At 53.7% G+C, this 25,844-nt stretch carries 28 protein-coding genes and 2 pseudogenes; 15 read left to right on the top strand and 15 right to left on the bottom strand.

Annotation, left to right across the window (positions count from 1 at the left end; genetic code table 11):
• Positions 1-166 precede the first annotated feature (166 nt).
• The 3 genes from AC6I77_RS06785 (at position 167) to AC6I77_RS06795 (ending at position 4,616) form a co-directional block, all read left to right on the top strand.
• Positions 167-1,702, top strand: coding sequence for a glucan biosynthesis protein G (locus tag AC6I77_RS06785; RefSeq protein WP_175501468.1), 1,536 nt, complete (start codon positions 167-169; stop codon positions 1,700-1,702).
• Positions 1,695-4,247 carry a glucans biosynthesis glucosyltransferase MdoH gene (gene mdoH, locus AC6I77_RS06790; protein WP_003849929.1) on the top strand — a complete coding sequence of 851 codons (2,553 nt, stop codon included), beginning with the start codon at positions 1,695-1,697 and terminating at the stop codon, positions 4,245-4,247. The genes AC6I77_RS06785 and mdoH overlap by 8 nt, the downstream gene beginning before the upstream one ends.
• A gap of 129 nt (positions 4,248-4,376) precedes the next feature.
• A complete protein-coding gene (locus AC6I77_RS06795) occupies positions 4,377-4,616 on the top strand; it encodes a YceK/YidQ family lipoprotein (protein ID WP_033743162.1) in 240 nt (79 codons plus the stop codon).
• Here the strand turns inward: AC6I77_RS06795 and AC6I77_RS06800 are convergent.
• The 3 genes and pseudogenes from AC6I77_RS06800 to AC6I77_RS06810 form a co-directional block, all read right to left on the bottom strand.
• Positions 4,607-5,008 (bottom strand): MysB family protein, encoded by a 402-nt coding sequence (locus AC6I77_RS06800; protein WP_003849925.1) that lies wholly within the window; start codon positions 5,006-5,008, stop codon positions 4,607-4,609. The genes AC6I77_RS06795 and AC6I77_RS06800 overlap by 10 nt on opposite strands.
• Positions 5,009-5,139: 131 nt before the next feature.
• On the bottom strand, positions 5,140-5,406 hold the full coding sequence (locus AC6I77_RS06805; RefSeq protein ID WP_008925916.1) for a hypothetical protein: 267 nt from the start codon (positions 5,404-5,406) through the stop codon (positions 5,140-5,142).
• Positions 5,407-5,942: 536 nt separating this feature from the next.
• Positions 5,943-6,868, bottom strand: a pseudogene (locus AC6I77_RS06810) (Kdo(2)-lipid IV(A) acyltransferase).
• A 253-nt stretch (positions 6,869-7,121) separates the two neighbouring features.
• Between AC6I77_RS06810 and trhO the strand changes: the two are divergent.
• Complete coding sequence (gene trhO, locus AC6I77_RS06815) at positions 7,122-8,171, top strand: oxygen-dependent tRNA uridine(34) hydroxylase TrhO (protein ID WP_003849918.1); 1,050 nt, start codon at positions 7,122-7,124, stop codon at positions 8,169-8,171.
• A gap of 39 nt (positions 8,172-8,210) precedes the next feature.
• On the opposite strand, the gene AC6I77_RS06820 is transcribed toward trhO, so the two are convergent.
• From AC6I77_RS06820 to grxB, 9 genes and pseudogenes are all read right to left on the bottom strand, one after another.
• Positions 8,211-8,786 carry a YceI family protein gene (locus AC6I77_RS06820; protein ID WP_078804271.1) on the bottom strand — a complete coding sequence of 192 codons (576 nt, stop codon included), beginning with the start codon at positions 8,784-8,786 and terminating at the stop codon, positions 8,211-8,213.
• Between the two features lies 1 nt (position 8,787).
• The gene (locus tag AC6I77_RS06825; protein ID WP_497816781.1) at positions 8,788-9,363 is read right to left on the bottom strand and encodes a cytochrome b; all 576 of its coding nucleotides are present in this window, start codon (positions 9,361-9,363) and stop codon (positions 8,788-8,790) included.
• 295 nt (positions 9,364-9,658) lie between these two features.
• Positions 9,659-10,773, bottom strand: a pseudogene (solA, locus tag AC6I77_RS06830) (N-methyl-L-tryptophan oxidase).
• Positions 10,774-10,867: 94 nt separating this feature from the next.
• Positions 10,868-11,122 carry a biofilm formation regulator BssS gene (gene bssS, locus AC6I77_RS06835; RefSeq protein WP_003849911.1) on the bottom strand — a complete coding sequence of 85 codons (255 nt, stop codon included), beginning with the start codon at positions 11,120-11,122 and terminating at the stop codon, positions 10,868-10,870.
• Positions 11,123-11,368: 246 nt separating this feature from the next.
• Entirely contained in the window at positions 11,369-11,641 is a 273-nt protein-coding gene (locus AC6I77_RS06840) for a hypothetical protein (RefSeq protein ID WP_003849909.1), read from the bottom strand.
• Positions 11,642-11,785: 144 nt separating this feature from the next.
• Positions 11,786-12,031, bottom strand: a complete 246-nt coding sequence (gene dinI / locus AC6I77_RS06845; RefSeq protein WP_003849907.1) for a DNA damage-inducible protein I — start codon at positions 12,029-12,031, stop codon at positions 11,786-11,788.
• Between the two features lie 62 nt (positions 12,032-12,093).
• On the bottom strand, positions 12,094-13,137 hold the full coding sequence (gene pyrC / locus AC6I77_RS06850) for a dihydroorotase (RefSeq protein WP_497816782.1): 1,044 nt from the start codon (positions 13,135-13,137) through the stop codon (positions 12,094-12,096).
• Positions 13,138-13,271: 134 nt separating this feature from the next.
• Positions 13,272-13,835, bottom strand: a complete 564-nt coding sequence (locus AC6I77_RS06855) for a lipoprotein (RefSeq protein ID WP_003849904.1) — start codon at positions 13,833-13,835, stop codon at positions 13,272-13,274.
• Between the two features lie 115 nt (positions 13,836-13,950).
• Positions 13,951-14,598, bottom strand: a complete 648-nt coding sequence (gene grxB, locus AC6I77_RS06860; protein WP_003849902.1) for a glutaredoxin 2 — start codon at positions 14,596-14,598, stop codon at positions 13,951-13,953.
• A 299-nt stretch (positions 14,599-14,897) separates the two neighbouring features.
• Here grxB and rimJ point away from each other — a divergent pair, with 299 nt between their 5' ends.
• The 4 genes from rimJ (at position 14,898) to murJ (ending at position 18,725) form a co-directional block, all read left to right on the top strand.
• Positions 14,898-15,488, top strand: a complete 591-nt coding sequence (gene rimJ / locus AC6I77_RS06865; RefSeq protein WP_003849899.1) for a ribosomal protein S5-alanine N-acetyltransferase — start codon at positions 14,898-14,900, stop codon at positions 15,486-15,488.
• Positions 15,489-15,504: 16 nt separating this feature from the next.
• Complete coding sequence (locus tag AC6I77_RS06870) at positions 15,505-16,143, top strand: DUF480 domain-containing protein (protein ID WP_008925922.1); 639 nt, start codon at positions 15,505-15,507, stop codon at positions 16,141-16,143.
• Position 16,144: 1 nt separating this feature from the next.
• The gene (locus AC6I77_RS06875; RefSeq protein ID WP_497816783.1) at positions 16,145-17,065 is read left to right on the top strand and encodes a Gfo/Idh/MocA family protein; all 921 of its coding nucleotides are present in this window, start codon (positions 16,145-16,147) and stop codon (positions 17,063-17,065) included.
• Between the two features lie 121 nt (positions 17,066-17,186).
• Entirely contained in the window at positions 17,187-18,725 is a 1,539-nt protein-coding gene (gene murJ / locus AC6I77_RS06880) for a murein biosynthesis integral membrane protein MurJ (protein ID WP_003849898.1), read from the top strand.
• 308 nt (positions 18,726-19,033) lie between these two features.
• On the opposite strand, the gene flgN is transcribed toward murJ, so the two are convergent.
• From flgN to flgA, 3 genes are all read right to left on the bottom strand, one after another.
• Positions 19,034-19,465, bottom strand: coding sequence for a flagellar export chaperone FlgN (gene flgN, locus AC6I77_RS06885; protein ID WP_003849895.1), 432 nt, complete (start codon positions 19,463-19,465; stop codon positions 19,034-19,036).
• A 5-nt stretch (positions 19,466-19,470) separates the two neighbouring features.
• Positions 19,471-19,779: a flagellar biosynthesis anti-sigma factor FlgM gene (gene flgM / locus AC6I77_RS06890; protein WP_003849894.1), complete on the bottom strand. Its 309-nt coding sequence runs from the start codon at positions 19,777-19,779 to the stop codon at positions 19,471-19,473.
• A gap of 105 nt (positions 19,780-19,884) precedes the next feature.
• Entirely contained in the window at positions 19,885-20,544 is a 660-nt protein-coding gene (gene flgA, locus AC6I77_RS06895; RefSeq protein WP_008925924.1) for a flagellar basal body P-ring formation chaperone FlgA, read from the bottom strand.
• 154 nt (positions 20,545-20,698) lie between these two features.
• Here flgA and flgB point away from each other — a divergent pair, with 154 nt between their 5' ends.
• Genes flgB through AC6I77_RS06930 form a run of 7 tightly spaced genes read left to right on the top strand, consistent with a single transcriptional unit; the run spans position 20,699 to position 25,836 of the window.
• A complete protein-coding gene (gene flgB / locus AC6I77_RS06900; RefSeq protein ID WP_003849889.1) occupies positions 20,699-21,112 on the top strand; it encodes a flagellar basal body rod protein FlgB in 414 nt (137 codons plus the stop codon).
• Positions 21,113-21,114: 2 nt separating this feature from the next.
• Entirely contained in the window at positions 21,115-21,519 is a 405-nt protein-coding gene (flgC, locus tag AC6I77_RS06905) for a flagellar basal body rod protein FlgC (protein WP_003849888.1), read from the top strand.
• Between the two features lie 12 nt (positions 21,520-21,531).
• Complete coding sequence (gene flgD / locus AC6I77_RS06910; RefSeq protein WP_003849885.1) at positions 21,532-22,206, top strand: flagellar hook assembly protein FlgD; 675 nt, start codon at positions 21,532-21,534, stop codon at positions 22,204-22,206.
• Positions 22,207-22,232: 26 nt separating this feature from the next.
• Entirely contained in the window at positions 22,233-23,489 is a 1,257-nt protein-coding gene (flgE, locus tag AC6I77_RS06915) for a flagellar hook protein FlgE (RefSeq protein WP_003849884.1), read from the top strand.
• Positions 23,490-23,509: 20 nt separating this feature from the next.
• Positions 23,510-24,265 (top strand): flagellar basal body rod protein FlgF, encoded by a 756-nt coding sequence (locus tag AC6I77_RS06920; protein WP_008925926.1) that lies wholly within the window; start codon positions 23,510-23,512, stop codon positions 24,263-24,265.
• 17 nt (positions 24,266-24,282) lie between these two features.
• The gene (gene flgG, locus AC6I77_RS06925; RefSeq protein WP_003849881.1) at positions 24,283-25,065 is read left to right on the top strand and encodes a flagellar basal-body rod protein FlgG; all 783 of its coding nucleotides are present in this window, start codon (positions 24,283-24,285) and stop codon (positions 25,063-25,065) included.
• A gap of 60 nt (positions 25,066-25,125) precedes the next feature.
• On the top strand, positions 25,126-25,836 hold the full coding sequence (locus AC6I77_RS06930; protein ID WP_008925927.1) for a flagellar basal body L-ring protein FlgH: 711 nt from the start codon (positions 25,126-25,128) through the stop codon (positions 25,834-25,836).
• Positions 25,837-25,844 lie beyond the last annotated feature (8 nt).

The raw sequence follows: 25,844 nt of genomic DNA on the forward strand, positions 1-25,844 counted from the left end.
TCCGTAGTGTCTAATTGTCCTAAAAGTAGCGTTAACCCAGACGAAATGCGGGAACAATGTTGCGCATAAGCTGTCGGAAAACCGAATAATCCTTTAAGATAAACGGGTTTGATTTAAGCACACGAAAGGGGGGGATGTGCCGACTAAAGAAAAAAATAAAGCCGGACTGATGAAGGTACGCTGGATTGGTACTGCAGTTCTGCTGGCGTTGTACGCCAATAACAGTTGGGCGTTTAACATCGATGATGTAGCCAAACAAGCCAAAGCGTTGGCAGGGAAAAGCTTTGAAGCGCCTAAAAGCAATTTACCCTCTCAATTTCGTGAAATGAAATTTGCTGATTATCAGCAGATCCAGTTTAACCACGATAAAGCGTATTGGGGCAAACTGCGCACGCCATTCAAGCTGGAGTTCTATCATCAGGGCATGTATTTCGATACCCCGGTGCAGATCAACGAAGTGACGGGCAGCGCGGTACGCGAGATTAAATACAACCCCGACTATTTTAATTTCGGTAACGTAAAACATGACGCAGAAGCGGTAAAAAACCTCGGATTTGCGGGTTTCAAAGTGCTTTACCCACTCAACAACAAGGGTAAAAACGATGAGATCGCCAGCTTCCTGGGTGCAAGCTACTTCCGTGTGATCGGTGCTGGCCAGGTTTATGGCCTGTCGGCGCGTGGCCTTGCCATCGATACGGCGTTGCCATCCGGTGAAGAGTTCCCGCGTTTCAAAGAATTCTGGATTCAGCGTCCTAAACCGCAGGACAAGCAGCTGGTGATCTACGCACTGCTTGATTCGCCGCGTGCGGCGGGCGCGTATCGCTTTGTGCTGCATCCGGGTGAAGCGTCAACGGTTGATGTGCAGTCTAAAGTTTACCTGCGTGATAACGTCGGCAAACTGGGGATCGCACCACTGACCAGTATGTTCCTGTTTGGTCAGAACCAGCCGTCGACGGTGAACAACTTCCGTCCGGCACTGCACGACTCTGATGGACTCTCTATCCATAATGGCAACGGAGAGTGGATTTGGCGTCCGCTGAATAACCCGCGTCATCTGGCGGTGAGCACGTTCACCATTGAGAATCCGAAAGGTTTTGGTCTGCTGCAACGTGGGCGTGACTTTGACAACTACCAGGATCTGGACGACCGCTATGACCTGCGTCCAAGCGGCTGGGTTGAGCCAATCGGCGACTGGGGTAAAGGCCGGGTTGAACTGGTTGAAATCCCGACGGCAGATGAAACCAACGACAACATCGTTGCTTTCTGGACGCCAGAGACGCTGCCAGAGCCTGGTAAAGAGATGAACTTCAAATATCGTCTGCACTTCTCGCGCGACGAAAACCAGCTGCACTCCGATGATACCGCCTGGGTCAAAAATACCCTGCGTTCAGCGGGTGACGTGAAGCAATCTAATCTGGTGCGTCAGCCGGATGGCACCGTGGCTTTCACCATCGACTTCGTGGGTAAAGACATGAGTAAGATGGCGGAAAACAGTCAGGTGGCACCTCAGGTCAGCGTCGGTAAAAATGCTGATGTGGTTGAGCAGAGCGTACGTTATAACCCGGTCACCAAAGGCTGGCGTCTGGTGTTGCGTCTGCGTGTGAAAGATGCCAAACAGTCCACGGAAATGCGTGCGGCCCTGGTAAGCGGCGACAAGACATTGACGGAAACCTGGAGCTATCAGTTACCTGCCAATGAATAAATCGACTTTTACACCTCAACGTTATGTGGAATCTCTGCCGCTGGATGCGGCAGGGAAGGCACGCCTGAGCGTCTCCTTGCAGAATGCCGGCGAGTTCCACTTCATCCATGATGCGCTGGGAAGGGATGTCGCAGCCAGTGATCGTCCGGATGATGCGCCGTTAAAATCGGTCTCATCGCGGGTTGAAATGGCCTGGCCTGATTCATTGGCCGACGGTCAGCAGCTGGGCAAAGATTATCTCGACCGCACCACGCTGAAAGCGATGCCGAAGGTCAAACGCTCACTGATGTTCCCGGAAGCGTGGCGGACCAACCCGGTCGCCCGTGCCTGGGACTCACTTCGTGGACACAAATCGGTTCCGCGTTATGCCAATGCGGAAGAGCGTCGTGCCGAAGAGAAGTGGCGTCATGTCGGTTCAATTCGTCGCTACATCCTGCTGATCCTGACCATATTTCAGACGGTGGTCGCCACCTGGTACATGAAGAGTATTCTGCCTTATCAGGGCTGGACGCTTCTGGATCCGATGGAGATGATCAATCAGAACTGGCAGCAGTCAGTGATGCAGATTCTGCCTTACTTATTGCAGACCGGTATCCTGTTCCTGTTCGCCATACTCTTCTGCTGGGTCTCTGCTGGCTTCTGGACAGCACTGATGGGCTTCCTGCAGCTGCTGATTGGACGTGACAAATACAGTATCTCTTATTCAACGGTCGGAGATGAGCCGCTAAATCCGGAACATCGTACTGCGCTGATTATGCCGATCTGTAATGAAGACGTTGAGCGTGTTTACGCCGGTCTGCGTGCGACATGGGAATCCGTGGTTCGCACCGGTAACGCTGAACACTTTGACGTTTACATCCTCAGCGACAGTTACGATGCGGATATCGCCATTGCCGAGCAGAAAGCCTGGATGGAGCTGGTGCGGGATGTTGGCGGCGCAGGCAAGATTTTCTATCGCCGTCGTCGTCGTCGTGTGAAGCGTAAAAGCGGCAACATCGATGACTTCTGCCGTCGCTGGGGCAGCAACTATAGCTACATGGTCGTGCTGGATGCGGATAGCGTTATGAGCGGTGAGTGTCTCACCGGTCTGGTACGCATGATGGATGCTAACCCGAATGCCGGGATCATCCAGTCGTCGCCGAAAGCATCGGGTATGGATACGCTGTATGCGCGCTGTCAGCAATTTGCCACGCGTGTATACGGTCCGCTGTTTACGGCCGGTCTTCACTTCTGGCAACTGGGCGAATCTCACTATTGGGGTCACAACGCTATTATTCGCGTAAAACCCTTTATTGAGCACTGTGCACTGGCTCCGTTACCGGGTGAGGGCTCTTTTGCCGGGTCGATCATGTCCCATGACTTTGTGGAAGCTGCGCTGATGCGTCGTGCTGGCTGGGGCGTCTGGATTGCCTATGACCTGCCGGGATCCTATGAAGAGCTGCCACCGAACCTGCTGGATGAGCTGAAGCGTGACCGCCGCTGGTGTCACGGTAACCTGATGAACTTCCGCCTGTTCCTGGTAAAAGGGATGCACCCGGTCCACCGTGCGGTCTTCCTGACAGGGGTTATGTCCTACCTGTCTGCTCCGCTGTGGTTTATGTTCCTTGCGCTTTCAACTGCCTTGCAGGTGGTGCATACGCTGATGGAACCGACCTACTTCCTGCAACCGCGGCAGCTGTTCCCGGTCTGGCCGCAGTGGCGTCCGGAGCTGGCGATAGCGCTCTTCTCGACCACCATGGTGCTGTTGTTCCTGCCGAAGATGCTGAGTGTGGTGTTGATCTGGTTCAAAGGGTCAAAAGCCTACGGAGGTCCTCTGCGCCTGCTGGCTTCACTGGTGCTGGAAACGCTGTTCTCAGTGCTGCTGGCGCCGGTACGTATGCTGTTCCATACGGTGTTTGTTGTCAGTGCCTTCCTCGGCTGGGAAGTGGTGTGGAACTCTCCGCAACGTGATGACGATGCGACGCCGTGGAGCGAGGCATTTAAACGTCACGGTTCGCAGATGGCATTGGGTCTGGTGTGGGCAACGGGTATGGGACTGCTGGATCTTAACTTCCTGTGGTGGCTGGCCCCGATTGTCTTCTCGCTGATTCTGTCTCCGTTTGTTTCTGTGATGTCGAGCCGCTCAACACTGGGTCTTAAGAGCAAGAAAGCCAAATTGTTCCTGATCCCGGAAGAGTACTCGCCGCCGCAGGAGCTGGTGGATACCGATCGTTATGTGCTGCTAAACCGCGAACGTGCGCTGGAAAATGGCTTTATGCATGCCCTGTTCCATCCTGCGTTTAACGCACTCGCAACGGCACTGGCGACATCGCGCCATAAGCAGAGTCAGCTGCTGGACTATGCACGTGACCGTCGTGTGGATCAGGCACTGAGCGATGCACCGGATAAACTGGGCCGCGAGCAGCGACTGCAGTTAATCAGCGATCCGGTGGTACTGGCCCGTGTTCATACCCGACTGTGGGAAAATGCGGATAAGTATCATCAGTGGGTAGAGAGTTATCAGAAACTTAACCTCAACCCTAACGCGCTGGCAAAAAACGCGTAATCTGAAAAGCGGCAGCGATGCCGCTTTTTTTATGGGATTAAAACAGCGATACGCTGATAAATTGTTTGCTGGCAGTCACCGTGAGCAGCGCGTGACGTTCTCAATGGCAGTTCATAGCGGGTATCAGTGGTGAAAGCATTTTTAAAGGCAGGCGTTGTTGTAGCTGCGGTGCTTTGCTTAAGCGGATGTGGCAGTATCATCAGTCGCACCCTGCCGGGGCAGGGACACGGCAATCAGTATTATCCCGGCGTACAGTGGGATGTACGCGACAGCGGCTGGCGAGTCTTAACGATCCTCGATTTGCCACTGTCGCTGGTGGTTGACACCCTGTTGTTACCGGTGGATGCCAGTCACGGTCCTTACGAATAACTGCGATCGGAGTCGCTGTTATCATCTTCCCACTCTTGCGCGGCGGCTTCACCCTCTTCGGTGTCCAGCGGCGGCTCAAGCTGGAATTCGCCGTCATCCCACTCGTGCAGGGTATTTTCTGCTAACCACTCCTGACGCAGTTCAACTTCGTCAAAGTCAGCATCAAAGATGGCCTGTGCGGCGTCACCGCTGCGGAAGGGCAGGCATTCGCCCGCTTCACCTTCATCGGTCAGGAACTCAGCCTGCCACATAATATCGCCATCCTGCATGACATACTTTTGCAGGCCAAACTGACTGATCGATGCTTCTTCTTCATCCACCTCAGGATTGTTAGCGAGGTACTCTTCACGTGCAGCATCAATCGCTTCCTCTAACGTACTGTACATGCTCATCAATCTTCTCCTTACCGGGTTCATTAACTGCAGATTCATTTGATTTCAGTGAAGGATAGACGAAATTCAGGGGAGGGAAAGGGCGGGTCAGTGCAACTGGCGGGAAATAAACCATTTCCCGCCAGTCAGGGTCAGATCATCTTTTGTGGAAAGTGCAGAACGGGTTGAACAGAGTCATGAATCACCGGCGCTGAGTAGCGGATACAGCATTTTATACAGGGCTTAACTTTCTTAAAATTAATTCTGGCGATGGAAAGCGCCTGACTCAGGTTATATAAAGTGCCAATGAAGATGACTTCATCTTTATCTGGCATTCGCTTACACCCTTTACGATGAAGGAAATGATAATTTTCCTGATCGGTACCAATTGTGACGTAATAGTAGAGACCTTTGTTCATATAATATGTCCCGATAGAGGTTTGCTGTGTTGTCTTTTTATAATTTTTGTCAGAGCGGTTAAAGATCTGACTGTCACGAAAGAAACTACCGATTAGCTTTAACTTCTTCAAATGCCATAACGGTCTATCAGGCTGTTAAAAAAATGTAAAAAGGAATATAGGTCAAATTAACAAGGCAAAAGCTTGTAATATAAGTTAATTTTAATCGATCCATTAGCCAGAATACATCGTTAAGCCTGGCTAAATAGGATTAGGCCTGGTTTGAAAGTTAATTAGCACCAGATATTATTAAATACAGTACGCTGAAAATTAATGACTAAAAAGAAACCAGGCAGAATAGCGCCTGCTAGTAAGGTTTTTTATTATAAAATCGAATTTTAAATAGATAAATAAACTATCTTGAACTTCATGGTTGATTAATTAACGGTCCTGAAAATTCGATGAAACGATGATCCCGCCACGAGCGACTGATTTATTCAGCAGAGCATAGAGTAAGAAAAGCGCTAAATGCCAGAAAGACATTTAGCGCGAAAGGATTAATAACGGGAGGGTTCGCCTTCGGGGCGGGTTTTAAAGCGACGATGAAGCCACATATACTGTTCCGGTGCCAGCAACACGCCTTCTTCAACCACTTTGTTCATTCTGGCAGCGGTGACAACATCGCTCTCCAGCGTAAATTCGTCGCTGATGTCAGGCAGTATCATCAGTTCATAACCACGACCACCAGGCAGACGACGCGGCACAAAGGGAATAACCGCCGGTTTACCAGTACGAATCAGCAAATGGGTGCCCACCGTGGTTGCCGCTTTTTCCACAGCAAAGAAGGGCGCAAAAACGCTGCTGCGTGGGCCATAATCATGGTCGGGTGCGTACCAGATAATGTCGCCGTTTTTCAGCGCGCGAATCATTCCTTTAAGATCTTTGCGGTCAATCATACTTTTATTTGAACGCATCCGGCCTTTAACCTGCAGCCAGTCGATCAATTTGTTGTCATTAGGGCGATAGACGCCAATGCCTGGATTATGGATACCAAACATGCGCGCCCCAATTTCCAGTGTCAGAAAGTGCATGCCAATAAGCAGGACACCACGCTGACTATCCCGCGCCTGCTGAATATGCTCCAGACCTGAAGGCTTATGCCATTTATTGATGCGCCAGTCAGGCCAGAACCATGCCATCCCGGTCTCGATCAATCCCATGCCAACCGATTCGAAATTGTGTTTTACCATCGCTTCACGTTCATTGATCGGCATTTCCGGAAAACATAATTCCAGATTACGTCGGGCGACACTGACGCGGTGCTTCATAAAACGCATCCCGATACGACCAATATTGCAGCCGAGAACATAAAGCAGGGGATAGGGAAGTAGCACCAAAAGATAAAGAAAAGCGACACCCACCCAGGTCAACCAATAGCGCGGGTGAAGCAGTTTTCTCGTGAAAACTGAGGCAACTGGGTCATATGAAGGTTAATTTTCCTGCGTCGCGCACCGTGCGGTGCTGATATCTCATTAATTTCTGCCATTGTGCCAGTTTTTATCGGGCGTATAAATATCACTGACGGAACAGGCTACTGCAGGCGGATGTAAACTCTCCAGATATTGGCGGAAAAAACAGCACAAGATGATCGGTTCTTACACTGGCCTTTGCATCCTGCTGAAATCAGGTATCATGTGCCCGCTAAAATTCTCCTATTGATAACAGGAAAGAACACCATGCCAGTGTTACATAACCTCGTTTCCAATAAAGAGCTGAAGGCGCGCATGCTGGCTGAAACTGAGCCGCGCACCACTGTCTCTTTTTACAAATATTTCCAGATTGCCGATCCAAAAGCATTCCGTGATGCGCTCTACGTTGGCCTGACAGCACTCAAGGTGTTTGGCCGCGTCTATGTCGCGCACGAAGGGATTAATGCGCAGATCAGCGTGCCCGCCAGTCAATATGAAAAGATGAAAGCGTGGCTCTATAGCTTTGATCCGGCGCTGAATAATCTGCGTATGAATATTGCACTGGATGATGATGGAAAATCGTTCTGGGTGCTGCGTCTGAAAGTGCGTGATCGCATTGTTGCAGACGGTATTGAAGACAGCAGTTTCGATGCCAGCAATGTGGGTCAGTATCTTAAAGCAGCAGACGTTAACGCGATGCTGGACGATCCTGACGCGCTGTTCGTGGATATGCGAAACCACTACGAATATGAAGTGGGGCGTTTTGATAATGCGCTGGAAGTGCCTGCTGACACCTTCCGCGATCAATTGCCGATGGCGGTTGATATGCTGCAGGATCAGAAAGACAAAAAGATCGTAATGTACTGCACCGGCGGGATCCGCTGTGAAAAAGCCAGCGCCTGGATGCGGCACAACGGCTTTGAGGATGTCTATCACATTGAAGGCGGGATCATCGAGTATGCCCGCCGCGCGCGTGAGCAGGGGTTACCGGTACGCTTCAAAGGCAAAAACTTTGTCTTTGATGAGCGGATGGGTGAACGTATTTCTGACGACGTGCTGTCGAACTGTCATCAGTGCGGCGAACCCTGTGATACCCACGTCAATTGCGTCAATGACGGCTGTCATCTGCTGTTTATTCAGTGCAAAAGCTGCGCAGAGAAGTTTGAGAACTGCTGCAGCCCAATCTGTCAGGAAGAAGCAAAACTCTCTCCGGAAGAGCAGCGCGCTCGCCGGGCGGGACGTGAGAATGGCAATAAGATCTTTAACAAGTCACGTGGCCTGTTAAATATGACTATTCCTTCGCCAGTGAAGAAATAAACGTGGCCGCCTGAAGTGAGCTTCAGGCGGCGTGTTGTTTTACTGACGTACACCTTCAACTGAGATCATCAGCTGCACCTTCTGCGAAGCGGGCCCCAGATCTTTAGTGATGTTGAAATCTTTCAGTGCAATTTCCCCTTCGGCCTCAAAGCCAGCGCGGTAACCGCCCCACGGATCTTTACCTTCACCCAGCATTTTCGCCTCCAGCGTCACCGGTTTCGTCACGCCATTCAGCGTCAGATTGCCGGTAATCTTCAGCTCATCACCCTCTTTTTTTACCTCTGTGGATGTAAACGTGGCCTGCGGGTTTTTACTGGTGTTCAGGAAGTCAGCGCTGCGCAGGTGCTTGTCACGTTCAGCGTGATTGGTATCGACGCTGCTGGTGTTAATCGTGACGTCGACTTTGTCTGCTGCAGGGTTCTTCTCATCAAAAGTGAAGCTGCCATCGAAATCTTTAAAGGTGCCGTAGAGCCAGCTGTAACCCAGATGCTGAATACGGAACTGAATAAACGCGTGCTGGCCCTCTTTATCGATTTTATAGTCTGCAGCATTGGCGGTCATCGAACTGAGCAGCAGGCTGGCACCGGTCATCGCCAGCAGAGTCTTTTTGAACATATTATTTATCCTTTTCAGAGGGAGAAGGGATGCGTAAACCTGACATCCGTTTTAGGGTGATATCACGATCGATAAAATGATGTTTTAACGCAGCCAGACCATGCAGTATCGAGAGGATGACAACCGTCCAGGCCAGCCAGAGGTGAATGTCGCCCGCCAGGTCAGCCTGTGCGCCTGCACCGCTGAACAGCGCGGGCAGGGTAAACCAGCTAAATACAGATATCGGTTTGCCATCGGCGGTTGAGATCAGATAGCCACTGATTAAAATGGTCAGCAGCAGGGTGTACAGCAAAAGGTGCGCAACCATTGAACTGATACGCACCAGCGGGGAATAACTGCTCAGCGGTTTTGGCGGCGGCGAAATAACACGCCACACCAGACGAACAATCAACGCCAGCAGCAGCATCACGCCAATGCTTTTATGAATTTCCGGCGCGTCGTGATACCAGCTATCGTAGTAGCCCAGGCCCACCATCCATAACCCCAGCGCAAACATGGCATAAATCGCCAGCGCCATACACCAGTGCAGCAGCACGGCAATCAGTCCAAACTGATGAGATGAATTACGTAATAACATGATGTCGTTTCAAAAAAGAAATAATATGAAATAAGAATCTACATTATGAAATATAAAAGCAATTGCCCTTACGTTTCTATAAATTTTATTTTTTAATATGAAATGGCTGAATAAAAGGAGGTGAAAATGCGCAATATTTCTGAATGAGTTATTTGTGGCAAAGGGCTCGTCAACGAATAAGGCGGCGAATTAACCTAAAGTGCGGAATAAAACAGTGTCATTATGTCAGCAAAATTCAGTTTACGTCAGTTAATGTCAATGGGTGGCGCCCACTTGATGCCACCCATTTTCAGCGTCAGAAGCGCGAAAGGCGGAAAGGGGTCAGATCAAATGAGAACGGTTTTTTCTGAGCAAATTCTGCAGCCAGTTCACCTAATACACTGGCAAATTTAAACCCGTGTCCGCTGAGTCCGGTAATCAATAAACGGTCAGGTTCACCTGGCAGCGTATCAATAATAAAGTCCTCATCCGGGCTGAAATCGTAGCTGCAGGCTTCACCATGCAGACAGACACCCACGCCGGGTAAAAACTGACGCAGGAAACCAAAGGCTTCACTGCCATCGGCCGCGACCGCACCAAAAGGTTTACGATCCTCTGGCTGCTGCATCGGCTGTCCGCCATCATGACGCCCCACCTTCAACGCGTTATTATCCGCCGGGAAGCCATAGAAAACTGGCTGCCATTCGTCATTTCCACCGTAAAGCCGGGAAACTTATTGTTTTCGCTGTAGCGACCATCAGCCTGATACCAGGCAAACACTTTTCGGGTGGGGGCCACTGGCAGGTCAGGAACTAATTTACCGACCCAGGTGCCGGCACTGACCAGCATTTTGCGACCCCGATAGATACCGTCCAGGGTGGTGACCTGCTGCAGATCGCCATCACGTCCCAGCTCGGTGACCGGACAGTTAAACAGCTGTGCACAGCCCGCCTGCTCCGCCAGCTGAATCCAGCTGCGAACCGCCTGTTCGCACTTCAGATAGCCGGAGTCCGGCTCAAAGACGCCCAGATAACCCTCAGGCACGTTAATTTGCGGCCAGCGCTTTCGCACGTCATCGGGCTGCATTACCTCAATGTTGAGTTGCCAGCGAGCGGCGCTGTCGATGACGTTCTGAATAAAAGGTGACTGAATTGGCGCAAGGTTAAGTACGCCGCTGCGATGCATAATGCGCTCACCGGCGCGCTGTTCCAGTTCATCCCACAGCGTCTGCGCTCGCAGGACCAGGGGAACGTAGCGTTCGCCTTCGCCATAAGCGTGACGGATCAATCGACTTTCGCCGTGATGCGTGCCCTGATTGTGGGGAGGATGTGCACTGTCGATCATCAGCACCGATAAACCCGCCTGGGTAGCATAGTAGCCTGCCGCCGCGCCCACTGAGCCGCTGCCGACGACGATAAGATCATAAATCATGATAACTGTGCTCTAAGAGTAAGATAATCAAAAGAATACCAGAAACAGAAACGAAAAAGGCACCCCTGAGGGCGCCTCTTTGATGCGGCAGAGATTAATGCTTATTGAGGAGTCGTTCTATCTGCTCGGCTGATTCTATCTTGGCGATGCCCGCTTCGAGTATCGAGATAAACTGCCTTGCCACATCCGTTGTCAGCCAGTAAGTAGGGCCAACATCCGCTTCTTCTTCTTTTTGATCCTGCGACGACAGCGAGTGCAGGCGGATCATCATGGCGTCATAGCTATCAACGGTACTGATATCCCAGCCCACCAGCGGATGAGTCTGAATAACGTCTTTTCTTCTGTCCATTATAACCTCCTTATTACTCGTTAAACGAAGTGCATGGTGAGGTTCAATGCGGCTTTTTTATTCCAATAGCGAAACTATTATAACAGTAAACCAGGGAATCATGACTTTAAAAAGGCCGTGAGTCAGCTTCTCACAGAATATTTGCGTTTGAAAGGCGCGGAGGAAAAAATAAAATGCCTGGCAGGCAGGCATTTTAATCACTATTCATTGGGCAGGCAAAAAGTGGCTTCAGCTACGTGAGCGTGCTTAAAGTGTCGGGCTTTCTGGCACGATGCCGCCGCCGCGTTTCTGCAGTGTTTCTGCCAGACGGGCAAAGTGCTGCTGAAGCTGTTCATCATGGTTTTGATTTTGGGCTTCCAGCGACAGATTGTGCACCAGCAGCTGACTGGCGCGATCGTCAAGACAGAAAATCAGACTGGAAAAGGCATTTTCCAGCACCGTCAAACGACGCTGTTGATCACCAATCAGTGCTAACAACTCACCAAAGGTCATCGCCTCTTCCGGTTTATCAGTAGTCATGGTGCGCACCTCCTGTTATGCGTGACGAGCGCAAGGATAGGGCATTGATCATTAAGAGTCTAGATGCAGAGAGGGGGAAGTGCGAGAGGCAAGAAAAGATAAAAAAACCGGGTGGCGACACCCGGAAAAAAAGCACAGTGGCGGTTAATCAGTAATGAACCAGTCATCAGCACTTTCCCACGTCTGCTGCAGGATTTCGCTGATCTGGTCGCGCGTCTCTTTTCCACCGCCCAGCACGCTGAGATTATTGGCACTGGCGTAACGTACCTTGACGTGATTGGTCGAGTCAGGGAACTGTTCATCAATGCGGCGCGATAATTCATCGCTTAACGCTTCAATCGCGCCAGCAGGAAGAGGTCGGGTATTGGATACGGTAATTTCAACGCGCATAATAGCCTCCGGTTAAGATACTGTATATATTTACAGTATCTGCGGGCCGGAGGCAAGTAAAATTATGCGATGCGCCAGTTCAGTGTTTCACCCGCCAGGAACGGCATCAGAGCGTGGCTGCCGAGCGCGATTGATTCAGGCACCTGCCAGGGCTCACGCACCAGCGTAATCGTTCCTTCATTCAGCGGCAGGCCGTAGAAACGCGGCCCATTCTCAGAACAGAACGCTTCGAAATGTTCCAGCGCGTTCAGCTCTTCGAAAACGGTGGCGTAAGCGGGCAATGACGTTGGCGCATTAAACACGCCAGCGCAGCCGCAGCTGGCTTCTTTGAGATGGCGCAGATGCGGCGCAGTGTCAGTGCCGAGGAAGAATCGTGGGTTTCCGCTTGCTACCACCTTACGCAGCGCTTCCTGATGCACGTTGCGCTTAAGGATCGGCAGGCAGTAGAGGTGCGGACGAATACCGCCCACCAGCATATGGTTGCGGTTAAACATCAGATGCTGCGGGGTAATGGTTGCGCCCAGCGTCTCATCGGCGGCGGCGACATAGTCAGCGGCGTCCTGCGTGGTAATGTGCTCCATCACCACCTTCAATGCCGGAAACTGGCTGCGCAGCGGCACCATTACGGTTTCGATAAACCGGGCTTCACGGTCAAAAATATCAACGTGTGCATCGGTAACTTCACCGTGGATCAGCAGCGGCATACCGAGCTTCTGCATACGCTCCAGCACGCGGGCAATCGACGCGATGTTGGTGACGCCATGGCTGGAGTTGGTGGTGGCGTGCGCAGGATAGAGCTTGGCCGCGGTGAACAACCCCGAGGTAAAACCGCGCTCCAGCTCATCAGGATCCAGCGAGTCGGTCAGATAGCAGGTCATCAGCGGCGTAAAAGCGTGCCCGGCGGGCAGCGCCGCCAGGATACGATCGCGGTACGCTTCACCTGCCGCCACGCTGGTTACCGGCGGCACCAGGTTCGGCATGACAATGGCACGACCATTCACCGCGCTGGTATAGGGCAGGACCGTGTTGAGCATCTCATCATCACGCAGATGAATATGCCAGTCGTCAGGGCGACGCAGGGTAAGTTGCTGAGGTTGTGCTGTCATCAGTGAAGCTCCGGCAGAAGGGAAACAAAAGGCATGTTTTGGCCGGGGTCTAAGCATAAGGATTCAGGCAACCGTTTGCACCTGCTTTTTATGTCGATAAAGAAAATCCGCGCCATAAGGCGCGGAGATCGGGATTACTGTGTGAACGGAATGACCAGTTCTCCCGGTTTCACTTCCAGTCCTTTGGCAAATTTCTTCGCCAGCGACTCGCCTTTACTGCGGTCAGCACTCAGTACATAAGCAGGATTTTGATCAAAATAGCTTTTGAGTGACTGATTCAGGTATGGCGTCAGCGTTTTCATAATTGACGCCATTTTTTCCGGGGCAACCTGCGTATCGACAATCTCCAGATCGCGAAGATAGATGGCGCCCTGCTGCGGCTCATAAACCGGCTGAGCACGCATCTTCAATTGCATATCGGCCTGCTGAGGACCAAACAGTGAGGTGACGTTAATTTTTGCATTGCCGGAAAGTGTCACCTTTCCTGGCTCTTCGCGCCCAATCTGACTGGTCAGGTTGTTCAGCACGATATGTGCGTTAACCAGTCCGGATACGCCAATGTCTTTCTCATAGTTGTTGTGCTTCTGCAGCGCCTGATTCACTTCCTGTTCGCTGATGGTGTATTGGGTCAGTTGATTACATCCGCTCACCAGCAGCGCAATCAACAGGGCCGTCAGCCCGAAAAATGCCTTTTTCATCGATCTTTATCCTGAATATCAGAGCCAGTAAACAGGCTATAGCCTGCCTGAATGCGGGGCGGGTGTCATCAGGAAAGGGATGAGAAACGCCGCAGCGTCTCTCATCGCGGCAGGGTTAGTGGGATATTGAAGAGAGAAGATTTACCTGGGTCTGTTTAGCCATATTATCGCGGTAGTCAGCGACCCGTGCTGGCCAGTCGATACCCGCCACCAGCGTCAGTGAGCGCAGCAGTGGAAAGAGATTAAAATCATCTTCTGACAGCTCGCCGTTCACCGCATTGGGCTGTTCGATTAATTTGTCCAGCTTGCGCAGATCCTGGCTGACATTTTTAATCAGCCCGGCCGAGTGACTTTTCAGCGCGTCAAAATCACCGATGCTTGCCTGCTTTTTGGTGCGGAAATAGTCACGCGCCTCCGGGGTAGCGAATTCGGCAAACGCCGACTCAGCAATGCGCGGCAGTAGCAGTTTGTTGACATAGCTATTCATATGACGCAGCCAGTCAGCGATTGCCGGATTCAGCGCGCCGGTAATCAGCGGCTCGCGATCCTGCTGATCGACATAATGCACAATATCCATACTCTCAGGCATCGCGCTGCCATCCTGCTTCTGCAGAATCGGCGCCATTTTCTGCCCAATCAGCCGGTTCGGCGTCTCCTCGTCGTCGTTTAGCATCACCACCAGCTCAACCGGTTTGTTCTTCAGGCCAAAAATCATTCGCGCTTTAACGCAGAAAGGACAGTGGTCATAGATATAGAGCTTCATCCTGATCTCCCGGGTTTCAGAGGGTTATTGTTAAACAGAACGAATCAATTCTTTCTGTTTTCGGGCGTGTGAAAAGTATGGAAGAGATTACTCAACAGGGCAAACTCACCTGGCAGAGGCATCACAGGAACCGCCGCTTAAACCAGCCATTCTGATGAATGAAAGCGGTGATAACAGAGCAAAATCAACCTCTTTATGGCGAAAAAGCTGTAACGTTTTACCGCAGCCCAGGCGACGGTTATAGTGAAAGCCGGTTAATGACGGCTCATCTTCATCAGCCATTGATTTCAGGAGTCAGGATGTTTGGCTATCGTTCTGCCGCGCCCAGGGTGCGATTAACCACCGATAGACTGGTGGTCCGTCTGGTTCACGAACGTGATGCCTGGCGAATGGCAGATTACTATTCGGAAAATCGCCAGTTTTTAAAACCCTGGGAACCGGTGCGCGATGACAGCCACTGCTATCCCTCAGGGTGGCAGGCAAGGCTCGGACTGATTTCGGACATGCATAAGCAGGGTTCCGCCTTCTATTTTATTCTCATGGACAGCGATGAAACCGAGGTGCGGGGCGTGGCGAATTTCAGCAACGTGCTGCGCGGATCGTTTCACGCCTGTTACCTTGGCTATTCACTGGGTGAAAAGTGGCAGGGACAAGGGCTGATGTTTGAGGCGTTGCAGGCGGCTATCCGCTATATGCAGCGCCAGCAGCATATTCATCGCATCATGGCGAACTACATGCCGCACAACCAGCGCAGCGGCGATCTTCTGGCGCGACTGGGTTTTGAGAAAGAGGGATACGCGAAAGATTATCTGCTAATTGATGGGCGCTGGCAGGATCACGTGCTGACAGCGTTAACTCTGCGGGAATGGACGCCTGACCGGCGTGGATAATGATGAGGATGCGAGCATGAAGATGGTTTTATCGGCGCAGGCGTTGCGCGTACTGGGCTGTCTGCTGGAGAAGCAGGTCACCACGCCGGAGCAGTATCCGCTGTCACTGAATGGTGTTGTGGTTGCCTGTAATCAGAAATCGAATCGCGATCCGGTCATGGAGCTAAGCGAAAGCGAGGTTCAGAATCAGCTCGATCTGCTGGAAAAACGGCATCTGATCACCGCCAGCAGCGCCGCAGGGCAACGGGTAGTGAAATATGAGCAGCGTTTCTGTAACTCTGCGTTTGGTGCGCTGAAGCTCAACAGCGCGGAAGTCGCCCTGCTGACGCTGCTGCTGCTGCGCGGGCCACAAACACCTGGCGAACTGCGTACCCGCAGCGGTCGTCTGCATGAGTTCAGTGACGTCAGCGAGGTCGAGCAGACGCTGGAAGGCCTGATGCAGCGTGACGACAGTGCACAGGTGATGCGCCTGGCGCGAGAGCCGGGTAAGCGTGAAAGCCGCTTTATGCATCTGCTGAGTGATGAGAGCGATCAGCCGCAGGCCGCTGACGCGCCGGAAGAGCAGGGCGACCTGGCGACGCGCATTACCCTGCTGGAGCAGCAGGTCGCGGCGCTTCAGGCCCAACTCACCCAACTGCTGCAAACGGAGCGCTGAAATGACACTACGTATTGGTGTGGTGGGATTAGGCGGTATCGCGCAGAAAGCCTGGTTGCCTGTGCTTTCTGCAGCAACAGACTGGACGCTGGTGGGCGCATTCTCCCCGAACCAGGCCAAAGCCCGCCCAATCTGCGACAGTTATCGCATCTCAAATTTTAGTTCGTTAAATGATTTAGCGGCTGCCTGCGACGCGGTCTTTGTCCACAGCAGCACCGCTACGCATTACGACGTGGTCAGGGCACTGCTGCTGGCCGGAAAAGATGTCTGTGTGGACAAGCCGCTGGCTGAAACTCTGGAGCAGGCTGAGTCGCTGGTGGCGCTGGCGGAAAAACGTCAGCGTAAACTGATGGTGGCGTTTAACCGTCGATTCGCGCCGCGCTATCAGCAGCTGCGGGCGAAGATGACCGACGCTGCCTCTCTGCGGATTGAAAAGCATCGCAGCGATAGCGTCGGGCCACAGGATCTTCGCTTTACCCTGCTCGACGATTACCTGCATGTGGTGGACACCGCACTCTGGCTGGGCGGCAAACCGTTTCGCCAGGTTCAGGGACGTATCGACACCAACGAACAGGGACAGATGCTCTATGCTGAGCACCATTTCAGTGTTGAAGGATTAACGATCTCCACCAGCATGCACCGCCGCGCAGGCAGTCAGCGCGAGCGGGTCAGTGCGGTATGTGACGGTAAGTGCATCGACATCAGCGAGATGCGCGACTGGCACGAAGAGCAGAGTGATGGCCTGATAATTACGCAGCCACCCGCCTGGCAGAGCCATCTTGCTCAGCGCGGTTTCAGCGGCGCGGCGCACCATTTCATTGACTGTGTACAAAATCAGACGAAGCCTGAAACCAGCGGTGAACAGGCGCTGATGGCGCAGCGTGTCGTGGAAAAACTGTGGCGCGAGGCCACCCGCGAATAACGCCTTGTAACACTCCGTGCTGGTCATTTCCCTCTGTGGCAGTAGACTGTCGCCGGGCATCCTCAGGTGCCCGCGCTAATTCTCCTTTTTTGCTGATTCTTTTCAGGATGCGCCGTCAATTATGAATTTGTTGAAATCGCTGGCAGCGGTCAGTTCTATGACCCTGTTTTCCCGCGTACTGGGCTTTGCCCGTGATGCCATTGTGGCGCGGGTGTTTGGCGCCGGAATGGCGACCGATGCGTTCTTTGTTGCGTTTAAACTGCCCAATCTGCTGCGGCGTATTTTTGCTGAAGGTGCATTTTCTCAGGCTTTCGTGCCGATTCTGGCTGAATACAAAAGTAAGCAGGGCGAAGAGGCGACCAGACTCTTCCTGGCTTACGTCTCGGGCCTGCTGACGCTGGCGCTGGCGCTGGTCACCGTGGCGGGCATGATCGCTGCGCCCTGGGTCATCATGGTCACGGCGCCCGGCTTTGCTGACAGTCCCGATAAGTTCGCGCTGACCAGCTCGCTGCTGCGGGTAACCTTCCCCTACATTATGCTGATTTCGCTGGCGTCGCTGGCGGGTGCGGTACTCAACACCTGGAACCGTTTCTCGGTGCCAGCCTTTGCGCCGACTCTGCTGAACGTGAGTATGATTGGTTTTGCGCTGTTTGCTGCGCCGCACTTCCATCCACCGGTGATGGCGCTGGCCTGGGCCGTGGTGGCTGGCGGCGTACTGCAACTTGGCTATCAGCTGCCGCACCTGAAGAAGCTGGGGATGCTGGTGCTTCCCCGCCTGAATCTGCGTGATGCGGGTGTCTGGCGGGTTATGCGTCAAATGGGGCCTGCCATTCTGGGCGTTTCTGTCAGCCAGATTTCCCTGATCATCAATACCATTTTCGCCTCGTTCCTGGTCTCAGGTTCAGTCTCCTGGATGTACTATGCTGACCGTCTGATGGAGTTTCCCTCTGGTGTGCTCGGCGTGGCGTTGGGCACTATTCTGCTGCCATCGCTGGCTAAAAGTTTTGCCAGTGGCAACCATGATGAATATTCCCGACTAATGGACTGGGGTCTGCGCCTGTGCTTCCTGCTGGCCCTGCCCAGCGCCGTAGCCCTGGGTATGCTCTCCGGCCCGCTGACCGTGGCACTGTTTCAGTACGGTAAATTTACCGCTTTTGATGCATTGATGACGCAGCGTGCCCTGATTGCTTACTCTGTCGGCCTGATGGGACTGATTGTGGTTAAAGTGCTGGCACCGGGCTTCTATTCCCGTCAGGACATCAAAACGCCGGTTAAAATCGCGATTATTACTCTGATCATGACGCAGGTAATGAACCTGGCGTTTATTGGTCCGCTGAAACATGCCGGTCTGTCACTGTCGATTGGTCTGGCAGCCTGTCTCAATGCGTCGCTGCTTTACTGGCAGTTGCGTAAGAAGAATATCTTTAACCCGCAGCCAGGCTGGAGCAGCTTCCTGATCCGCCTGCTGGTCGCGGTGGTGGTCATGGCTGGTGCACTGTTCGCCATGCTGCAGTGGATGCCCGCATGGGAGCAGGGCCCGATGCTGTGGCGACTGCTGCGTCTGGCGGCGGTCTGTGCAGTTGGCGGCGGGGCCTATTTCCTGGCGCTGGGGCTGCTGGGCTTCCGGTTGCGCGACTATGCTCGGCGCACGACTGTGTAAGGTTTGCAGCCATGAGAAATTCAATGTGCAGGGAACGGGGGCATAGGAGGAAAGCGTCCCACGCCATGGACAAAAACGCCGGGAGCGTTTTTGAACAACGCGAAGCGTTGGCCCGGCAACGGGCGCACCTCAGGGATGAGGTGCGTAATCGCGTGGGCCGAGCGTGTCATGGATGACAGCTTTTGCGTCTTTCCGATCTGACCCGGTTCCCTGTACAGGCACAATCTCAAAGCGAATCGTGATAAAGAAAATAACGCACCAATAAAAAAATCCCGCACCTGGCGGGATTTTTTACGCTACTTTTCGACTCAGGCTTTACGGCTTAACGTCGCCTGGCCTTTACCCATCCCATCCGGGCCATAAAAGGCCTGCGTCTGATGCGGCTTCAGCACTTCAAGTGCATTTTCGGTGTAACGAATCTGATGTTGCAGCAGCAGGCCATTGTGGACATTGGCATCCTGCAGACGACGGGAATGCTGCTGGATCGTATCCCAGCGGCGAGCCATGTCGTTCTGACCACGATAAGGTGCTGATGTCGCCTGACTCTGTTCAGCGGCGCGACGCATCTCATCCAGATAGTTGAGCGTACTGAGCAGCGCGCTTTTATCTTCGGTGATACGCTGCAGCAGGTTGCTGTTAATGCTGCCCGCTGCCAGCTGCTGCTGCTCTTCTTCCAGCACGGCTGACAGCGATGCCAGCACGTCCTGCATCTTATCTAATGTGGTCTGCAAATTACTCATGGGAATTAGTTACCCTCTAAATACGCCTTGGTGTCGGCAATCAGCGCATCGGCGATTTTGCCGGTATCCATCTTCAGTTCGCCATTACGAATGGCGGTTTTCAGTTGTTCAACGCGCTCGACGTTAATATCTTTGCTGCTCGGCTGCATCAATTGCGCCTGCGCGCTGCTCAGGCTGACCTGGGCTGCTGCAGGGGTCGTGGCGGCTGCCACCGGGCTGGCGCTCTGGCGCACTTTGCTGTTACCGGACTCACTGCTATCGCGGCTCTGTACGGTGCTGGCGGGTTTCAGCGGTTGCGTTCTGTCAATGCTCATATTCGGGCTCCTGTACGGTCAGGGGGAAGTCTGCCACCTGAATCATAATAGCGTTATCGCTTTGTTGATTCTTCTATCGGCAGCACTTAGGGCTTCTTTAACACTTTACAGCGTTATAAGAATATTCCCATCCTCCCGGACCTTACCGCTGACAACCTGGCCATTTCCCATCCGGACACGGACCGACTGCGAACGGGCGGCATTGTTCAGCGCCTTGCCCTCACCGCTGGCGTCAAATCCATCACCGCTGGCAATCACCATCACATTCTGACCCGCCTTAACCCGCCACGGCTGACGCAGCGTGGACGGATTAATCGGCTGTCCGGGCTGGATATCGCGCAGCACCACAGCATCGGCGACCGAGTCCGCATTCAGCAGGGCGCGGGCGGGCAGGGTGTCCAGGCGGCCGGTCTGCAGCGTGAAATCACTCTCGCTAACGCTACTGCCCTGACTCAGCAGCCGGTTCGCCACCAGATAAGAGCCGGTGACCTGGACCTGTACCTGGATATAACGGCGATTCTCACCGCAATTTGCCGCCACGCTCATATTGCCCCACAACCGGCTGTTGCCGGGCAGCGTGAACTGTGGCGCCTCACAGGCTGGCCACTGTTCTTTCGGCGTGCGAACCACTACGACCATGCCAGCAGCATGCTGGGCGTCACGCGCTTTAAAAAATTGATTCAGTTGTGCATTGAGATCCCCGGCAGAAGCTGGCAGGGCAATCACGACCAGCAGACTGGTCAGCAGGGTCAGATATCGACGCATTGTGCATTTCCTCACTGATGATGGCGACGAGTGTAACCTTTAAGAAAAATCCTCAATTGTCAAAATAGCGGCCATTTAAGTCGCTATTCAGACGATGACGTCTTGCTTTTTCAAATTAAGCTGCGAGCTCGAAATTCTCATACGCGGAGGAAACATGCTCGACAAACTGGATGCGGCGCTGAAATTTGGTACGGAGGCCCTCAACCTGCGTGCTCAACGTCAGGAGATCCTGGCGTCAAATATTGCCAACGCCGATACCCCTGGATATCAGGCCCGGGATATCGACTTTGCAAGCGAGCTGAGTCGGGTGATGTCCAATGGTCGTGCGGAAGGCAGCAGCATGGCGCTAAAAGTCACGTCAGCCCGGCACATTGAAGCACAGACAAACGGCGCACCATCGATGGATATGCTTTATCGCATTCCCGATCAGCCTTCTGCCGACGGCAACACCGTAGATATGGACCGTGAGCGTACGCAGTTCGCGGATAACAGCCTGAAATATCAAACCGACCTCACCCTCATCAGTAGCCAGATCAAAGGCATGATGAGCGTGTTACAAGGGCAATAATTATGGCCTTGCTGAATATTTTTGACATTGCCGGCTCAGCGATGACCGCGCAATCACAGCGATTAAACGTCAGTGCCAGTAACCTGGCGAACGCCGACAGCGTCACCGGCCCAGATGGTAAGCCTTATGTTGCTAAGCAGGTGGTCTTCCAGACCGATGCGGCACCCGGCTCCGCCACCGGCGGTGTGAAAGTGGCAAAGGTCGTGGATGATCCCACACCCGCGAAGCTGGTGTATGACCCGGGCAATCCCATGGCTGATGCCAAAGGCTACGTGAAGATGCCGAACGTGGATGTGGTTTCTGAAAGCGTCAACACCATGTCGGCGTCACGCAGTTACCAGGCCAACGTTGAAGTGCTCAACACCGTGAAGTCGATGATGATGAAAACCCTGACCCTTGGGCAATAACGGAGAAAATTTATGGCTATCGCGGTAGGCGTTAACGACAAGCTGGACCCCACGGTTCTTAGCTCTTCTAACACCAGTGGCACGGGCAACAATGCACAGGATCTGCAGAACCAGTTCCTGACCATGCTGGTGACGCAGTTAAAGAACCAGGATCCTACGAATCCTATGGATAACAGCCAGCTCACCACGCAGCTGGCACAGATCAATACCCTGAGCGGCATTGAAAAACTGAATACCACGCTGGGATCGATCTCCGGCCAGATCAACACCAGCCAGTCACTGCAGAGCTCCACGCTGATTGGGCATGGCGTAATGGTCAATGGCGGACAGATTCTGGTTGGCAAAGGCACCACGACGCCATTTGGCGTTGAACTGGCCTCTGCCTCAACCGGCGCAACCGCCACCATTACAGATGCCAATGGCTCGGTAATCAACACCGTCGATCTGGGCGCGCTGAGCGCGGGCGTGCACACCTTCTCGTGGGACGGCAAGCTCACCGATGGCTCCGTTGCGCCAGATGGTAAATACAGCGTTGCGATTGCCGCAAGCAATGGCAACACACAACTGGTGGCACAACCGCTTAACTACGCCTACGTCAATGGGGTGAGTACAGCGAACAACACCACAAAACTGGATCTCGGCACCATGGGCTCCGCCACCCTTGACGACGTACGTCAGATTCTCTGATTAACCTGTAGACAGGAAACAAACACATGTCATTTTCCCAAGCGGTCAGCGGCCTTGGTGCTGCTTCAAGTAACCTTGATGTCATCGGTAACAACATTGCTAACTCCGCCACTGCGGGCTTTAAATCGAGCACCATCGCGTTTGCCGATATGTTTGCCGGTTCTAACGTCGGCCTCGGCACCAAAGTCGCTGCGGTAATCCAGAACTTTAACGATGGCGCGACCACCACCACCAGCCGTGGCCTGGACGTTGCGCTGAGCGGTAACGGTTTCTTCCGTATGACCGACAGCAGCGGCGGCGTCTTCTATTCACGTAATGGCCAGTTAACGCTGGATGCCAACCGTAACCTGGTCAACACCCAGGGTCTGAACGTGACCGGCTATCCGGCCAGCGGTTCACCGGCTACCATCCAGGCAGGTGCTAACCCGGTTGCACTGCGTATTCCTACTGAGCAGATGCCCGCCCGTGCGACTACCACTGCCGGTCTGGTTGCCAACCTGAACTCAACGGATACCACGCCATCCGTGCCTACCTTCTCGACGGCGAACGCGGACAGCTACAACAAGAAAACCACGGCCACCGTGTTTGACTCGCAGGGTAATGACCACGCGCTCGACATGTATTTCGCGAAAGACACCGCCAGCAACAGCTGGACCGTGCGCACCATTGATGCCAATACCGGCCTTTCAGCGGGCGATTTCAGAATGGCGTTTGACACCAGCGGTAAGCTGACCAGCGTCTCTAAACTGAATGCAAACGGTACGGTAGCGAGCACCACCACCGATGGCACTGTTGGCCTGACGCTGAACGTGGGCGGTGCCAATGGCGCGGTCGCCAATCAGCCCATCACTATGAGCATGCTGGGCAGCCTGCAGCAGAACACCGGCGCCACCAACTTTGGCAGCCCGACCCAGGATGGTTATGCCCCTGGCGATCTGACCAGCTACGCGATCAATAATGACGGCACCATCACTGGCAGCTACTCAAACCAGAAAACCCAGTTGCTGGGTCAGATCGTCCTGTCGAGCTTCTCGAACCCGGAAGGTCTGCAGTCGAAAGGCGATAACGTCTGGCAGGCGTCAAGCGCATCCGGTCAGGCAGCCATTGGTCTGGCTAACACCGGCACCTTTGGTTCACTGACCGCCGGCGCACTGGAATCTTCCAACGTCGACATGAGTAAAGAGCTGGTGAACATGATCGTGGCGCAGCGTAACTATCAGGCGAATGCGCAGACCATCAAAACTCAGGACCAGATTCTCAACACGCTGGTTAACTTACGTTAATTCGCTAACAGGATTGCCATATGGATCACGCGATATATACCGCGATGGGCGCGGCCAGCCAGACGCTGGATCAGCAGGCGGTGACCGCCAGCAACCTCGCCAACGCCTCTACACCGGGTTTTCGTGCGCAGCTGAATGCGCTGCGCGCAGTGCCGGTGAGTGGCTGGTCGCTGCCGACCCGTACGCTGGTCGCCGCCTCTACACCCGGCGCCGACATGAGTCAGGGCGCGATGGATTACACCGAGCGTCCGCTCGATGTGGCGGTGCAGCAGGATGGCTGGCTGGCGGTACGCACCGCTGACGGCAGCGAAGCCTACACGCGTAACGGCAATATGCAAATCAGTCCGACCGGTACGCTGACGGTTCAGGGCAATCCTGTGATGGGCGATGGCGGTCCGATTGTGATCCCGCAGGGCACTGAAATCACCATTGCTGCTGACGGTTCGATCACCGGGCTGAATGCCGGTGATTCCCCGAACGCCACGGTCCAGCTGGGCAAGCTGAAGCTGGTCAGGGCAACCGGGCAGGAGCTGCAGCGCAGTGATGACGGCATGTTCCGTCCTACTGCGTCGACGCAGGCGACCCGCGGAGCCGCGTTACAGGCGGATCCCACCATGCAGGTTATGCCTGGCGTACTGGAAGGCAGCAACGTCAAACCGGTAGAAACCATGGTCGATATGATCGCCAACGCCCGACGTTTTGAGATGCAGATGAAAGTCATCACCAACGTCGACGAAAATGAACAAAAAGCCAACCAGCTCCTGAGCATGGGCTGAGGCACGAGGATAACAACATGATTCGTTCTTTATGGATCGCTAAGACCGGTCTTGATGCGCAGCAGATGAACATGGACGTCATTGCCAACAACCTGGCAAACGTCAGCACCAACGGCTTTAAGCGTTCACGTGCCGTGTTCGAAGACCTGATGTACCAGACCATGCGCCAGCCGGGCACCCAGTCATCAGAACAGACGACGCTGCCATCGGGTTTGCAGATTGGTACCGGTGTCCGTCCGGTGACGACGGAGCGTCTGCATACTCAGGGCAACCTGTCGCAGACCAGCAACTCAAAAGATATCGCCATTAATGGCCAGGGGTATTTCCAGATTCAGATGCCGGATGGCACCTCGGCTTATACCCGTGACGGCGCGTTTCAGGTTGATCAGAACGGCCAGCTGGTGACCAACTCCGGCTTCCCGGTGCAGCCAGGCATTACCATTCCCGCTAACGCCACCAGCATTACGGTGTCGCGTGACGGTGTGGTCAGCGTGACGCAGCAGGGCCAGGCTCAGGCCGCGCAGGTCGGTCAGTTAACCCTGAGCACCTTTATGAATGATGCTGGTCTCGATAGCGTGGGTGAAAACCTCTACAAAGAAACACAGGCATCGGGCGCACCGACAGACAGCACCCCAGGCCAGAACGGCGCGGGTCTGCTCTATCAGGGCTACACCGAAACCTCAAACGTTAACGTAGCGGAAGAGCTGGTCACCATGATCCAGACGCAGCGTGCCTACGAAATCAACAGCAAGGCGATCAGCACTTCCGATCAGATGCTGGCGAAATTAACGCAGCTTTAATCCCGAACAGGGCCAGCCCGTGCTGGCCTGAATGACAGACATTAATAAGGTCGTGACACCGTGGCGAAGCAACAGATTCTCAAGCCTGGACATTGGTTAGTCGCCTCGTTGCTGCTAACTCTTAACGGATGTGCTCTGGTCCCGCGTACCCCGCTGGTCGAAGGTGCAACCACAGCGCAACCCATGCCGTCCGCGCCACCGGTGGTCAACGGCTCCATATTCCAGGGCGTCGCGCCGCTTAACTACGGCTATCAGCCGCTGTTTGAAGATCGTCGTCCGCGCAACATCGGCGATACCCTGACCATTACGCTGCAGGAAAACGTCAGCGCCAGCAAAAGCTCCTCGGCCAGTGCCAGCCGCGATGGCAGCAACAGCCTGGGTATAACCGGGGTGCCGACAGGCCTCGCCGGTCTGGTCGGTGCAGGTGGCGAAAAAGCCAATCTCAGCGCCGAAGGCAAAAACGATTTCGCAGGTAAAGGCGGCGCATCTGCCAATAACACCTTTACCGGCACCATTACCGTCACCGTGGATCAGGTGTTGTCAAACGGCAACCTGCACGTGGTGGGCGAAAAACAGATCGCCATTAATCAGGGCACGGAGTTCATTCGCTTCTCGGGCGTGGTCAATCCGCGCACCATCAGCGCCAGTAACGCCGTGTTATCTACCGCTGTCGCCGATGCACGTATTGAGTACGTCGGAAATGGTTATATCAATGAGGCGCAGACCATGGGCTGGTTCCAGCGTTTCTTCCTGAACATCTCGCCGATGTAAGAGGTTTC

It is taken from the genome of Pantoea sp. X-Soil-ISGK-259 (assembly GCF_059730705.1).

Bases quoted from the DNA above. Each gene is read 5' to 3' on its own strand.
- mdoH (WP_003849929.1), top strand. From the start codon at position 1,695: ATGAATAAATCGACTTTTACACCTCAACGTTATGTGGAATCTCTGCCG.
- AC6I77_RS06800 (WP_003849925.1), bottom strand. From the start codon at position 5,008: ATGAGCATGTACAGTACGTTAGAGGAAGCGATTGATGCTGCACGTGAA.
- AC6I77_RS06805 (WP_008925916.1), bottom strand. From the start codon at position 5,406: ATGAACAAAGGTCTCTACTATTACGTCACAATTGGTACCGATCAGGAA.
- trhO (WP_003849918.1), top strand. From the start codon at position 7,122: ATGCCAGTGTTACATAACCTCGTTTCCAATAAAGAGCTGAAGGCGCGC.
- AC6I77_RS06820 (WP_078804271.1), bottom strand. From the start codon at position 8,786: ATGTTCAAAAAGACTCTGCTGGCGATGACCGGTGCCAGCCTGCTGCTC.
- AC6I77_RS06825 (WP_497816781.1), bottom strand. From the start codon at position 9,363: ATGTTATTACGTAATTCATCTCATCAGTTTGGACTGATTGCCGTGCTG.
- bssS (WP_003849911.1), bottom strand. From the start codon at position 11,122: ATGGACAGAAGAAAAGACGTTATTCAGACTCATCCGCTGGTGGGCTGG.
- AC6I77_RS06840 (WP_003849909.1), bottom strand. From the start codon at position 11,641: ATGACTACTGATAAACCGGAAGAGGCGATGACCTTTGGTGAGTTGTTA.
- dinI (WP_003849907.1), bottom strand. From the start codon at position 12,031: ATGCGCGTTGAAATTACCGTATCCAATACCCGACCTCTTCCTGCTGGC.
- pyrC (WP_497816782.1), bottom strand. From the start codon at position 13,137: ATGACAGCACAACCTCAGCAACTTACCCTGCGTCGCCCTGACGACTGG.
- AC6I77_RS06855 (WP_003849904.1), bottom strand. From the start codon at position 13,835: ATGAAAAAGGCATTTTTCGGGCTGACGGCCCTGTTGATTGCGCTGCTG.
- grxB (WP_003849902.1), bottom strand. From the start codon at position 14,598: ATGAAGCTCTATATCTATGACCACTGTCCTTTCTGCGTTAAAGCGCGA.
- rimJ (WP_003849899.1), top strand. From the start codon at position 14,898: ATGTTTGGCTATCGTTCTGCCGCGCCCAGGGTGCGATTAACCACCGAT.
- AC6I77_RS06870 (WP_008925922.1), top strand. From the start codon at position 15,505: ATGAAGATGGTTTTATCGGCGCAGGCGTTGCGCGTACTGGGCTGTCTG.
- AC6I77_RS06875 (WP_497816783.1), top strand. From the start codon at position 16,145: ATGACACTACGTATTGGTGTGGTGGGATTAGGCGGTATCGCGCAGAAA.
- murJ (WP_003849898.1), top strand. From the start codon at position 17,187: ATGAATTTGTTGAAATCGCTGGCAGCGGTCAGTTCTATGACCCTGTTT.
- flgN (WP_003849895.1), bottom strand. From the start codon at position 19,465: ATGAGTAATTTGCAGACCACATTAGATAAGATGCAGGACGTGCTGGCA.
- flgM (WP_003849894.1), bottom strand. From the start codon at position 19,779: ATGAGCATTGACAGAACGCAACCGCTGAAACCCGCCAGCACCGTACAG.
- flgA (WP_008925924.1), bottom strand. From the start codon at position 20,544: ATGCGTCGATATCTGACCCTGCTGACCAGTCTGCTGGTCGTGATTGCC.
- flgB (WP_003849889.1), top strand. From the start codon at position 20,699: ATGCTCGACAAACTGGATGCGGCGCTGAAATTTGGTACGGAGGCCCTC.
- flgC (WP_003849888.1), top strand. From the start codon at position 21,115: ATGGCCTTGCTGAATATTTTTGACATTGCCGGCTCAGCGATGACCGCG.
- flgD (WP_003849885.1), top strand. From the start codon at position 21,532: ATGGCTATCGCGGTAGGCGTTAACGACAAGCTGGACCCCACGGTTCTT.
- flgE (WP_003849884.1), top strand. From the start codon at position 22,233: ATGTCATTTTCCCAAGCGGTCAGCGGCCTTGGTGCTGCTTCAAGTAAC.
- AC6I77_RS06920 (WP_008925926.1), top strand. From the start codon at position 23,510: ATGGATCACGCGATATATACCGCGATGGGCGCGGCCAGCCAGACGCTG.
- flgG (WP_003849881.1), top strand. From the start codon at position 24,283: ATGATTCGTTCTTTATGGATCGCTAAGACCGGTCTTGATGCGCAGCAG.